The 12,052-nt window shown below is 65.5% G+C and carries 13 protein-coding genes; 10 read left to right on the top strand and 3 right to left on the bottom strand.

What is annotated here, in order from left to right:
* Nucleotides 1-90 precede the first annotated feature (90 nt).
* Nucleotides 91-942, top strand: a complete 852-nt coding sequence (locus FY036_RS11525; RefSeq protein WP_148914874.1) for a helix-turn-helix domain-containing protein — start codon at nt 91-93, stop codon at nt 940-942.
* 63 nt (nt 943-1,005) lie between these two features.
* Nucleotides 1,006-2,022, top strand: coding sequence for a betaine--homocysteine S-methyltransferase (gene bmt, locus FY036_RS11520; protein ID WP_148914873.1), 1,017 nt, complete (start codon nt 1,006-1,008; stop codon nt 2,020-2,022).
* A gap of 10 nt (nt 2,023-2,032) precedes the next feature.
* Here bmt and FY036_RS11515 read toward each other — a convergent pair whose 3' ends face one another.
* Nucleotides 2,033-2,704: a hypothetical protein gene (locus FY036_RS11515; RefSeq protein WP_148914872.1), complete on the bottom strand. Its 672-nt coding sequence runs from the start codon at nt 2,702-2,704 to the stop codon at nt 2,033-2,035.
* A gap of 92 nt (nt 2,705-2,796) precedes the next feature.
* Nucleotides 2,797-4,371 (bottom strand): trimethylamine methyltransferase family protein, encoded by a 1,575-nt coding sequence (locus tag FY036_RS11510; RefSeq protein WP_148914871.1) that lies wholly within the window; start codon nt 4,369-4,371, stop codon nt 2,797-2,799.
* 266 nt (nt 4,372-4,637) lie between these two features.
* Between FY036_RS11510 and FY036_RS11505 the strand changes: the two genes are divergently transcribed.
* Entirely contained in the window at nt 4,638-5,336 is a 699-nt protein-coding gene (locus tag FY036_RS11505) for a corrinoid protein (RefSeq protein WP_148914870.1), read from the top strand.
* 29 nt (nt 5,337-5,365) lie between these two features.
* On the opposite strand, the gene FY036_RS11500 is transcribed toward FY036_RS11505, so the two are convergent.
* The gene (locus FY036_RS11500; RefSeq protein WP_148914869.1) at nt 5,366-5,524 is read right to left on the bottom strand and encodes an entericidin domain-containing protein; all 159 of its coding nucleotides are present in this window, start codon (nt 5,522-5,524) and stop codon (nt 5,366-5,368) included.
* A gap of 57 nt (nt 5,525-5,581) precedes the next feature.
* Between FY036_RS11500 and FY036_RS11495 the strand changes: the two genes are divergently transcribed.
* The 7 genes from FY036_RS11495 (at nt 5,582) to FY036_RS11465 (ending at nt 11,994) form a co-directional block, all read left to right on the top strand.
* The gene (locus FY036_RS11495; protein ID WP_148914868.1) at nt 5,582-6,193 is read left to right on the top strand and encodes a DUF1638 domain-containing protein; all 612 of its coding nucleotides are present in this window, start codon (nt 5,582-5,584) and stop codon (nt 6,191-6,193) included.
* Nucleotides 6,147-6,815: a DUF4893 domain-containing protein gene (locus FY036_RS11490; protein WP_328593102.1), complete on the top strand. Its 669-nt coding sequence runs from the start codon at nt 6,147-6,149 to the stop codon at nt 6,813-6,815. Before FY036_RS11495 ends, FY036_RS11490 begins: the two co-directional genes overlap by 47 nt.
* A gap of 95 nt (nt 6,816-6,910) precedes the next feature.
* A complete protein-coding gene (locus tag FY036_RS11485) occupies nt 6,911-7,213 on the top strand; it encodes a virulence factor (RefSeq protein WP_148914867.1) in 303 nt (100 codons plus the stop codon).
* The gene (locus tag FY036_RS11480; protein ID WP_148914866.1) at nt 7,206-7,787 is read left to right on the top strand and encodes a methylenetetrahydrofolate reductase C-terminal domain-containing protein; all 582 of its coding nucleotides are present in this window, start codon (nt 7,206-7,208) and stop codon (nt 7,785-7,787) included. Before FY036_RS11485 ends, FY036_RS11480 begins: the two co-directional genes overlap by 8 nt.
* A complete protein-coding gene (locus tag FY036_RS11475) occupies nt 7,784-8,884 on the top strand; it encodes a methylenetetrahydrofolate reductase (protein ID WP_148914865.1) in 1,101 nt (366 codons plus the stop codon). The genes FY036_RS11480 and FY036_RS11475 overlap by 4 nt, the downstream gene beginning before the upstream one ends.
* A gap of 61 nt (nt 8,885-8,945) precedes the next feature.
* Nucleotides 8,946-9,911: a methyltetrahydrofolate cobalamin methyltransferase gene (locus FY036_RS11470; RefSeq protein WP_148914864.1), complete on the top strand. Its 966-nt coding sequence runs from the start codon at nt 8,946-8,948 to the stop codon at nt 9,909-9,911.
* 10 nt (nt 9,912-9,921) lie between these two features.
* Nucleotides 9,922-11,994, top strand: coding sequence for an ASKHA domain-containing protein (locus FY036_RS11465; RefSeq protein WP_148914863.1), 2,073 nt, complete (start codon nt 9,922-9,924; stop codon nt 11,992-11,994).
* The last annotated feature ends 58 nt before the right edge of the window (nt 11,995-12,052 follow it).

Here is a 12,052-nt window from a genome sequence, read left to right as displayed (position 1 = left end):
TGCTTCAATGCGATAATGCGCAGTAAATGTTGATCTTGAAAATCAAAAGCTACAGTTGTTTACTGAAATTAACATAAAGGGATGACCGCGATGGACAAGCGCGACGTTGCAGGCACCTTTCGCAAGCGACTGGCCACGCTGGTTGCTCGATCCGGCGAGAACCAGTCGGCCTTCGCCGCGCGCATCGGCATCGACCGCTCGGCGATGTCGCAGCTTCTGGCAGGCTCGGCCACCCGTCTGCCGCGCGCCGAGACGCTGCTCAACATCGCCGCCGAGCACAAGGTCTCGCTCGACTGGCTGCTCGGCATCAGCCAAGACGAGGGACTGGCGAGCGAAATCCGCCAAAGCCTCGAGATCGAGGAAGGCGAAGGCGGCTTCGACCGCACGCTGCTTGCGACGTGGCATGCGGAGGCCGCCGGCACCAAGATCCGCTACGTGCCGGCCGGCATACCCGATCTTCTGCGCACCGAGGCGCTGGTGGACTATGAGGCTGGAATCACGCGGCGGGACCGGGAGACCCAGCACGGCGAAACGCAGTATCGCATCGACTACAACAGGCGGCCCGAGACCGACATGGAGGTCTGCATGCCGCGTCACACGCTTGAAATCTTCGCGCGCGGGCTGGGCGTCTGGTCGGGTTTTCCGGCAGACGCCCGCGCCGACCAGCTTGCACACATGGCGCGGCTGCTGGACGATCTCTATCCGAGCTTCCGACTGTATCTCTATGACGGCCGCCAGCGCTATTCGGTGCCCTACACGATCTTCGGGCAGATACGCGCGGCGATCTACATGGGCGACATGTATGTCGTGCTGAACGCCATCGAGCCGGTGCGCACGCTTACCCGCCACTTCGACAATCTCATCCGCGCGGCCGAGATCAACGCACACGAGGCGGCCGGATTCGCGCGGTCGCTGGCAGGCGCGGACGGCCGAGCCGATTGACGCCATATAAAGATTTCTTTATATTGTTATCTGAATATTTCGATCTTCCCCAAGGGCATCCACATGACAAATCCGATCGAGGCGCTGCTGGCCGAAAAGGGCGTTCTGCTGGCCGATGGCGCTACCGGCACCAACCTGTTCGCGATGGGGCTCGAGTCGGGTGACGCGCCGGAACTGTGGAACGAGACCGCGCCGGAAAAGATCGCCGCCCTTCATCAGGGCTTCGTCGATGCCGGCGCCGACATCATCCTGACCAATTCCTTCGGCGGCACGCGCCACCGGCTCAAGCTGCACCACGCGCAGGACCGGGTGCACGAGCTGAACCGCCTTGCCGCCGAGATCGCCGTCGCCGTCGCAGACAAGGCCGGCCGCAAGGTCGTCGTCGCGGGCTCCGTCGGGCCGACGGGCGAGCTTCTGCAACCGCTGGGCGCGCTGACCTACGAGGAGGCCGTTGAGGCCTTCGTGGAACAGATCGAGGGCCTCAAGGCCGGCGGCGCGCAGGTGGCGTGGATCGAGACGATGTCGGCCGTGGACGAAATCCGCGCAGCCGCGGAAGCGGCCATCAGGGTCGGCCTGCCCTACACCTATACCGGCTCGTTCGACACGGCCGGCCGCACCATGATGGGCCTTGCGCCCAAGGACATCCACGGCGTGACCGACGGGCTGGCGGAAGCGCCGGTCGGCGTCGGCGCGAACTGCGGCGTCGGCGCGTCGGACATCCTGGCTTCGCTGCTCGACATGAGCGCGGCAAGGCCGGACGCGACCATCATCGTCAAGGGCAATTGCGGCATCCCGGAATTTCGCGGCACGGAAATCCACTATTCCGGCACGCCAGAACTGATGGCCGACTATGTGCGGCTGGCGGTGGACGGCGGCGCACGCATCGTTGGCGGGTGCTGCGGCACGTCGTTCGAGCATCTGGCCGCCATGCGCAAGGCGCTCGACGCACATACGCGCGCGGAACGCCCCAGCGTCGAAGAGGTTGTTGCCCGTATCGGCCCCCTGCGCAACAAGCAGGCGGCGCAAAGTGGCGCAGCCGAGGGCGAAGGCCGCCGCGAACGTCGCCGCGCGCGCGCCTGACAGGAAGCAATCAGAACCCGGCAAACGCCTTCTGGTGAAACGCCTGAACCGGTGCGGGGTAGCGATACCGTTCGCCGACCGGGCACGCGTTGCGCGCGATGCAGCCGCCTTCGCGACACGTTTGCCCATCCGCCCCGCGCACATGCGAGACGCAGGCGGCATAGGCGAAACCAGCCTCAGAATGAGCGCCCACCGGGCAGGCTTTCAGGCAGGGTTTTCCGTCACATAGCGCGCAGGGATGATTCGATCTCTCAACATTTGGCAGTGCGATTTCCTCGTCGAACAGCAGCGCCCCTCGAAAGGCATGCCACAGGCCGTAGCGCGGATGGATCAGCAGCCCCAGCGGCGACGACTTCAGCCCTTCCGCCCGCATTACCCATTGCTGGAAAGGCGCAAACGGCCGGTCGTTCGGCATCAGCACCCGCGCGCCGGCTTTTTGAGCCACCGCGCCGATCACCTCTCGTGACCAGCAGTCGAGCGGGTCGGCAAGATCGGCAGGCTGCCTAGCCCGCCAGCAGTTGAAGTGGCGCCAGTAATCCGCCCCGGCATTGCCGACGAGCACGACCGAGCCTGCCGGCTCGCCGCCGGGACCGGATGGCCGCTCCTCGCCGCGCGCGAAATGCAGCCCGCCGCGCAGGATGAGACCGCTTTCCCGAAGGCACGCTGCGATCTCCTCAAGCATCAGGCTTACCTGTCCGGCCCACGCATTGCGCTGCGCCAGACTTCCTTGTGGATGATATCGGCCACTTTAGCCCGGCCTGTAACGGGCTCCTTTCACGTGAAGGCGTCGGGCATCGACTCCTTCTTGCGGGAGACGAAGTCGTTGAGCCCGTCGCGGATGCCAGGATCGAGAGGCGGCGCTTCGTAGCTGTCCAGCCAGCGCCGGGCGAGTTCGTTGGCGCGTTGCGGCGCGGTCTTTTCGCCTTCGGCCTGCCACTGCTCGAACGAATTGTTGTCGGCGATCGAGGACCGGTAGAACGCCGTCTGGAAGTTGGCCTGCGTGTGCGAGCAGCCCAGATAGTGGCTGCCGGGCCCGACCTCGCGGATCGCGTCCATCGCCTGCCCGTTCTCGGAGAGGTCGACGCCGGCCGCCAGCTTCTGCGCCATGCCGAGCTGGTCGACGTCCATCATGAACTTCTCGTAGCAGGAAGCGAGGCCGCCCTCGAGCCAGCCGGCCGAATGCAGCACGAAGTTGGTGCCGGCAAGCAGCGTCGAGTTGAGCGTGTTGGCGCTCTCATAGGCAGCCTGCGCGTCGGGAACCTTGGAGGCGCACAGCGATCCGCCGGTGCGGAAAGGCAGGCCGAGACGGCGGGCGAGTTGCGCGGCACCGTAGGACACGAGCGACGGCTCCGGCGTCCCGAATGTCGGCGCGCCCGACTGCATCGAGATGGAGGATGCGAAGGTGCCGAACAGCACAGGCGCGCCGGGCCGCACGAGCTGCGTGAAGGCCGCACCTGCCAGCACCTCCGCCAGAACCTGCGTGAGCGTGCCGGCGACGGTGACAGGGCTCATGGCGCCGGCAAGGATGAACGGCGTTATGATCGTCGCCTGGTTGGCGCGCGCATAGACCTTGGCCGCGCCCAGCATCGTCTCGTCGAACACCATCGGCGAGTTGGCGTTGATGAGGTTGATGATGACCGTGTTCTGATCGACGAACTCGTCGCCGAACAGGATCCTGGCCATCGCAACGGTGTCTTCCGCCCGCTCGGGCGCGGTCACCGAGCCCATGAACGGCTTGTCCGAAAGCGTCATGTGCGCCAGCACCATGTCGAGATGGCGCTTGTTGACCGGCACGTCCACCGGCTCGCACACCGTGCCGCCCGAATGGTGGATCGACGGGGCCATGTAGGCGAGCTTCACGAAATTGCGGAAATCCTCGATCGTCGCATAGCGGCGGTCGCCTTCCAGATCGCGTACGAAGGGCGGCCCGTAGACCGGGGCGAAGACGGTCGCGTCGCCGCCGATCTGCACCGAACGCTCCGGGTTGCGCGCATGCTGGGTGAACACCGAAGGCGCGGTCTTCAGCAGCGAGCGCGGCAGCCCCCTGGGAAAATGCACCCGTTCGCCCTTCACGTCGGCACCCGCATCCTTCCACAGCGCCAGCGCCTCCGCGTCGTCGCGGAACTCGATGCCGATCTCCTCCAGCACCGTGTCGGCATTGGCCTCGATGAGGGCGATTCCCTCCTCGTTCAGCACCTCGTAGAGCGGAATCTGGCGCTTGATGTAGGTGAGCTGGGGCCCTGCCCCGCCGCCCGTGCGCGCCGCGCGGCGCGCCGCAGCACCGCCCCTGTCGCCGCGCCCCCTGCGTCCGCCGCTGGGCTCCTGCTCGACAGCCAGATTGTCTTCCATGATCGCTTCCCTGAACCCTGATTTCACCGCCTCGCGCGGCATTTTGCGGGATCGTAGCCGAGCACCCTTGCAAAAGCGGCCAGCCAGCGCCAGCCCGTGTCGCAAAATAGACAGAAAACGATGCAGGCTCGACCGCAAGCCTTTGCAGTCGCTTTCCTATCGCGGCGCGTCGCAAATCAGCTAAGCAAAGGCGTGCGGCGCAGACTATGAATTGGCGAACGATGCGGGCAGGCCACGCCCGCGCCATGGCCTTTCAGGAGCCCAGCATGTCCGACGACGAAATCATCCTGTCCGAACTGTCCGACGAGGAACTGGTGCAGCAGATGCACGACGACCTCTATGACGGGCTCAAGGAGGAGATCGAGGAAGGAACGAATATTCTTCTGGAGCGCGGCTGGGTGCCCTACAGGGTGCTCACCGAGGCGCTGGTCGAAGGCATGCGCATCGTCGGCGAGGATTTCCGCGACGGTATCCTATTCGTGCCCGAGGTGCTGCTGTCAGCCAATGCGATGAAGGCCGGCATGTCGATCCTGCGTCCCCTTCTGGCGGCCACCGGCGCGCCGAAACAGGGCAAGCTGGTGATCGGCACGGTCAAGGGCGACATCCACGACATCGGCAAGAACCTCGTCGGCATGATGATGGAGGGCGCCGGCTTCGATGTCGTCGATCTCGGCATCAACAACCCCGTCGAGAACTATCTGGCCGCGATCGAGGAGCATCAGCCCGACATCGTCGGCATGTCGGCGCTGCTGACGACGACCATGCCCTACATGAAGGTCGTGATCGACACGATGAAGGAAAAGGGCATCCGCGACGACTATGTCGTGCTGGTGGGCGGCGCGCCGCTGAACGAGGAGTTCGGCAAGGCCGTGGGCGCCGACGCCTATTGCCGCGATGCGGCCGTTGCGGTCGAGACCGCCAAGGATTTCATGAAGCGCAAGCACAACGTTCGCGCCTCGGCCTGAGACGCGAACGTTTCCTGTCGCAGGAATTCCTAGTAGGTTGAACGCTCGACGGTGCGGCCGGCATCCTGCGTAGCCTGTACGGTGTTCGCGGTATCCTGCCCCATGCCGCGGATGGTGTTTGCGCAGCCGGCTGCAAAACCGGCCACCAGGACGAGGACGATTGCCTTGGAAACGATCGAGGTATTCATTGCTTCTCTCCGCATCGGTAAGAACGCGCCGGCTCGGCGCGGGATCAGGTGACGACTATGCAACGCGCGGAACCTGAAAAGGTTCTGGTCATCGGCTGCGGAATGATCGCGCGCGAAGTGCTTGCGGTGAAGGAGCGGCTGGGGCTCGATCATCTCGAACTGACCTGCCTTCCCGCCGAGCTTCATTACCGCCCCGACCGCATCCCCGCCCTGATGGATGCCGCGATCGAGAAGGCGCGCGCGGAAGGCTACCGAAACATCTTTGCAGGCTACGCCGATTGCGGCACCGGCGGGCTGCTCGACCGCGTGTGCGAGAAGCATGGCGTGGAGCGCATCGCAGGGCCGCACTGCTTCGCCTTCTATCAGGGGCTCCAGGCCTTCGAGGCGGTGGAGGAAGGCGACATGACGGCATTCTACATGACCGACTTCCTGTGCCGTCAGTTCGATGCGTTCTTCATCAAGCCGCTGGGGCTGGACCGGCACCCCGAACTCATCAATGATTTCTTCGGCAATTACGAAAAGGTCGTCTACCTCGCCCAGACGGACGATCCGGCGTTGGACAAGGTTGCGCAGGATGCCGCCCGCATGCTCGGCCTCGCCTATGAGAAAAGGCGTACCGGCTATGGCGACCTGGAGCCCGAACTGGCGCGCGCGGCAACCCGATCTTGAAACGGCCGGATTTGGCCGCTCCGATCCCGGTGCGATCATCGGAGAAGACCTCATGCGCCATGCAGCCTGCGCCCTCGCGCTTATCCTCGCCACGCCCGCATTCGCAACCGGGGAAATCCTCAGCATCATCACGGAGGCGGATCAGGCCAGGCTGAACGCATACGAAGCCACGCGCGAAGAAGCCGTCGCCGAAGCGCGGCAGGGCGGCAGCGCCGCAGACATCGCCACGATGGAAGGCGCGCTGGATGCCGAGCACCTGTCGTTCGACGGCTTCGACATGACGGGCGACTGGCAATGCCGCACCACGAAGGTGGGTGGGCTGGCCAATCTCGTCGTCTATTCGTGGTTCAAATGCAGGGTGACCGACGACGGCTCGGGCTGGCGGCTGCAGAAGCTCTCCGGATCGCAGCGCACCACGGGCCGCTTCTTTACCGACAGCGACACGCAGCTGACCTATCTCGGCTCGGGCAGCATCCACAACGACCCTGCGCCACAATACGGCTCGGGGCCTGAGAGCGACCAGGCAGCCTACGCCTTCCGTACCGGCGAAAACCGGTGGCACATCGAGTTTCCCGCGCCGCACTACGAATCGAAACTGGACATCCTCGAATTTCGCCGCTGACCGCGTCGCTTTTGAAGGCGCGCGCGTCGTCCGCCAACAAGCGGGCCTGTCGCGCTTGCGGCAATGCTCGGGACGGAGTGAGGAGGCAGGCGAACATGGCGGATCTCATCGTCGTCTACTGGCGCGATATCCCCGCGCAGGTGATCGTGAAGAAGGGCAGGCAGAACGCCAAGCGCGAGCTGCCGCTGCGCTTCACCGAGGCCATAGACATGTGCGCCATGCGCACCGGGGCCGGCGACACCGACGCCTATCTTGCCGAATGGCGAAAGGCCGACCCCGTGCCGGTTTCCGACGATCTGGAGGCAGAGGCCGACAAGGCCGCCGCCCACCTCGACGCGACTTTCACCCGTGAGCGACTGGTGGCGCTGGTGAAGGCCGGCGGGCTCGAAAATGGCTGAAGCCGGCAACACCGTCACACAGGCCACGCTGGTCAAGCAGGCCGCCCCGAAGACCGCCTACAAGCCTGCCGACGTGTCGCCGCAAAGGCGCGTCCAGCGCCGCTATACGATGCGCCTGTGGTCGGTGCGCCATTCGCGCGCGCTCGAATGGTTCTACGCCCGCTTCGCCGATGTCTTCCTCATGCTGCACCCGCTGTGGAAGGCCATCGGCTACAGCCGCGCCGAAGCCCCGGTGAAGTTCGTCGAGAGAAGGGTGAAGGGCCTGATGTTCGACTGCCGCATGTGCGGACAGTGCGTGCTGTCGTCCACCGGCATGTCCTGCCCCATGAACTGCCCCAAGCAGCTTCGCAACGGCCCGTGCGGCGGCGTGCGCGCCAACGGCAATTGCGAGGTCGAACCCGACATGCCGTGCGTGTGGGTGAAGGCGTGGGAAGGCTCGCGCAACATGGTGCACGGCAACGCGATCCTCAACGTGCAGAAGCCTGTCGATCAGTCGCTTCGCGAAACGTCCGCGTGGCTGCGCGTGACGGCACTTGCAGCCGCCGAACGCGACAAGGCGCGGGAAACCGCATGACGACGCGCCCGCCACAGCCGGACGAGAACCCGCACGGCCCCGACCTGCCGCTCGATCCCCTTCCCGGCCACTCCTCGCGCGGCCGCCTGGAGCGCGTGCTGCGCCGGGGCGAGTTCGCCGTCACCGCCGAGCTGAACCCGCCCGACAGCGCCAATCCCGAAGACGTGTACGAGCGGGCAAAGGTCTTCGACGGCTGGGTGGATGCGATCAACGCGGTCGATGCGTCAGGGGCCAACTGCCACATGTCGTCGGTGGGCATCTGCGCGCTGCTGACGCGCATGGGCTATGCGCCCGTCTATCAGATTTCGTGCCGCGACCGGAACCGCATCGCCATACAGGGCGACGTGCTGGGCGCGGCCGCCATGGGCGTCGCCAACGTGCTGTGCCTGACCGGCGACGGTGTGCAGGCAGGCGACCAGCCCGGCGCGAAGCCGGTCTTCGACCTCGACTGCATGTCGCTGCTGGAAACCGTGCGCACCATGCGCGACGAGCAGAAGTTCCTGTCGGGCCGCAAGCTCACCACGCCGCCAGCCGTCTTCCTCGGCGCGGCGATCAACCCGTTCGCGCCGCCGGTCGAGTTCCGGCCGCTGCGGCTGGCAAAGAAGATCGCCGCCGGCGCGCAGTTCGTGCAGAGCCAGTACTGTTTCGACGTGCCAATGTTCCGCGACTACATGAAACGTGTGCGCGACCTCGGCCTCACCGACAAGTGCTTCATCCTCGTCGGCGTCGGCCCGCTCGCGTCGGCCAAGACGGCGCGCTGGATACGGTCGAACGTGCCGGGCATCCACATCCCGGATGCGGTTATCGCACGGCTGGAAGGTGCCGCCGACCAGAAGAAGGAAGGCAAGCAGCTTGCCATCGACATCATCAACGAGGTGAAGGAGATCGAAGGCGTCTCCGGCATCCACGTGATGGCATACCGCCAGGAGGAATACGTCGCCGAGATCGTCCACGAATCGGGCGTGCTCAAGGGCCGCCGGCCGTGGAAGCGCGAGCCCCGCGCCGACGACGCCCTTGTGGCCGAACGGCTCGAACACATTCTGCACGATACGCCGACGGAAAACCCACAGCAGATCGTCAGCGACGTCGCCCACTGATTTCGCACTTGCGCGACACACCCTATTCGGGACATTCCCGACAACAGAACGGAGACACTGCATGACCCGCACCATCGTCGCCTCCGCGACAAGGGAAATCGTAATCGGCTTCGACCAGCCCTTCTGCGTCATCGGGGAGCGCATCAACCCGACGGGGCGCAAGAAGCTGGCTGCCGAAATGGTCGAAGGCAATTTCGACACGGTCAGGAAGGACGCCATCGAGCAGGTGCAGGCCGGCGCGACAATGCTGGACGTCAATGCAGGCGTCACGGCGGTGGATCCCAACGCGACGGAGCCTGCCCTGCTCGTGCAGACGCTGGAGATCGTGCAGGGGCTGGTCGACGTGCCGCTGTCGATCGACTCCTCGGTCACAGCCGCCATCGAGGCCGGGCTGAAGGTCGCCCGCGGGCGGCCGCTGGTCAATTCGGTGACGGGCGAAGAAGAAAAGCTCGAAGCGATCCTGCCGCTGGTGAAGAAATACGACGTGCCGGTCGTCGCCATCTCCAACGACGAGACCGGCATCTCCATGGACCCCGATGTCCGCTTCGCCGTGGCCAAGAAGATCGTCGAACGCGCCATGGACCACGGCATCAAGCCGGAAGACGTGGTGGTCGATCCGCTGGTCATGCCCATCGGCGCACTGGGCGATGCCGGACGGCAGGTGTTCCAGCTTCTCTACCGCCTACGCAACGAGCTGAAGGTCAACACGACGTGCGGCCTGTCGAACATCTCATTCGGCCTGCCCCACCGCCACGGCATCAACGCGGCGTTCATCCCCATGGTCATCGGCGCAGGCATGACGAGCGCAATCATGAACCCCTGTCGACCGCAGGAGATGGAAGCCGTGCGAGGCGCCAACGTGCTGAACGGCACCGACCGGGACTGCATGACCTGGATCAAGACCTACAAGGACTACAAGCCCGGCGAGCACGCAGCTCCTGCCCCCGTCGCCGTCAACGCGCCCGGCGAGGCCTCGACCGGCGGACGCCGCCGCGGTGGCCGTGAAGCACGAATGGCGCGGGGATAGACCGCACACCATGAACCCGCCTCCCGTCATCACCGACCCGCTGGTCCTGTTCATGCCGTCCGGCAAGCGCGGGCGGTTTCCCAAGGGCACGCCGGTGCTCGACGCGGCACGCCAGCTCGGCGTCTATGTCGAGAGCGTGTGCGGCGGGCGGGCGACCTGCGGGCGCTGCCAGGTGGTGGTGCAGGAGGGCAATTTCGCCAAGCACAAGATCGTCTCCTCCAACGATCATCTCTCGCCCAAGGGGCCGAAGGAGGAACGCTACGAGCGGGTGCGCGGCCTGCCCGACGGGCGCCGCCTCTCGTGTTCGTCCACCATCGAGGGCGATCTCGTCATCGACGTGCCGCAGGACACCGTCATCAATGCTCAGGTGGTGCGCAAGGCAGCGCTGGATCGCGTGATCGAGCGCAACCCGGCCGTCCAGCTCTGCTACGTCGAGGTGGACGAGCCCGACATGCACAAGCCGCTGGGCGACCTGGACCGGCTGAAGGTGATGCTGGAAAAGGACTGGGGCTGGCAGGATCTGCTGGTCTCGCAGCACCTGCTTTCCGACGTGCAGGCCATCCTGCGCAAGGGCGAATGGGGTGTGACGGCAGCGATCCACCGCGACCTGGATTCCTCGCGCCCTACCATCATCGCGCTGTGGCCCGGCCTGCATAACGAGGCCTACGGCATCGCCTGCGACATCGGCTCAACCACCATCGCGATGCACCTCGTCTCGCTGCTGTCGGGACGCATCGTCGCCTCGTCAGGCGCGTCGAACCCGCAAATACGGTTCGGCGAGGACCTGATGAGCCGGGTCTCTTACGTGATGATGAACCCCGACGGGCGCGAGGCGATGACCTCGGCCGTGCGGAGCGCCGTCAACGAGCTGATCGAGAAGGTATGCGCGGAAGGCGGCGTCTCGACCGAGGATATCCTCGACGCGGTGTTCGTCGGCAATCCGATCATGCACCACCTGTTCCTCGGCATCGACCCGACGGAGCTTGGCCAGGCACCGTTCGCGCTTGCCGTGTCGGGCGCGGTCCACACCTGGGGCAGCGAGCTCGGCCTGAAGATCAACCATGGCTCGCGCGTCTATGTGCTGCCCTGCATTGCCGGCCATGTGGGCGCGGATGCGGCGGCGGCGACACTTTGTGAAGGCCCCTACCGGCAGGACCGCATGATGCTGCTGGTCGATGTCGGCACCAATGCGGAGATCGTGCTGGGCAACCGGCAGCGCGTGGTCGCGGCCTCCTCCCCCACCGGTCCCGCCTTCGAGGGCGCGGAAATCTCGTCGGGCCAGCGCGCCGCCCCCGGCGCGATCGAACGCGTGCGCATCGACCCGGCAACGCTGGAACCCAAGTTCCGCATCATCGGCTCGGAGAAATGGTCGGATGAAGAAGGCTTTGCCGATGACGCGGAGCGCCTCGGCATCACCGGCATCTGCGGCTCGGCTATTATCGAGGTGGTGGCCGAGATGTACCTTTCTGGCATCATCTCGGAGGACGGCGTGGTCGATGGCGCGATGTCGGCCGTAAGCCCGCGCATCCTGCAGAATGGGCGCACATGGTCCTATCTGCTGCATGACGGCCAGCCGCGCATCACGATTACCCAGAACGACGTGCGTGCGATCCAGCTCGCCAAGTCCGCGCTCTATGCCGGCATCAAGCTGCTGATGGAAAAGCAGGGTGTGGATCACGTCGACACGATCCGCTTTGCCGGCGCGTTCGGCTCCTTCATCGACCCGAAATACGCCATGGTGCTGGGCCTGATACCCGATTGCGACCTCGCCGAGGTCAAGGCGGTGGGCAACGCCGCCGGCCAGGGCGCGCTGATGGCCCTGCTGAACCGCGGCCATCGCCGCGAGATTGAGGAGACGGTGCGGCGTATCGAAAAGATCGAGACCGCGCTGGAGCCGAACTTTCAGCAGCTCTTCGTCAACGCGATGGCCCTGCCCAACAAGGTCGATCCATTCCCCAAGCTGGCCGAACAGGTGAAGCTCCCGCCGCGCAAGCTGCCCGCGCCCGACGACGGCACTCCCGGCGACAACGCACCGCGCCGCCGCTCGCGCGAGGAACGGGCCGCACGGCGCGACCGGGGTTGACGGCGACCGGCGAAAGCTCTTCATTTTCCTGCAAGAATCCCGCCTGCGCGTCGTGAGA

The organism is Neoaquamicrobium microcysteis, assembly GCF_008180155.1.
Classification (GTDB): Bacteria; Pseudomonadota; Alphaproteobacteria; order Rhizobiales; family Rhizobiaceae; genus Aerobium; species Aerobium microcysteis.
This window is presented reverse-complemented; position numbering and strand designations above follow the sequence as displayed.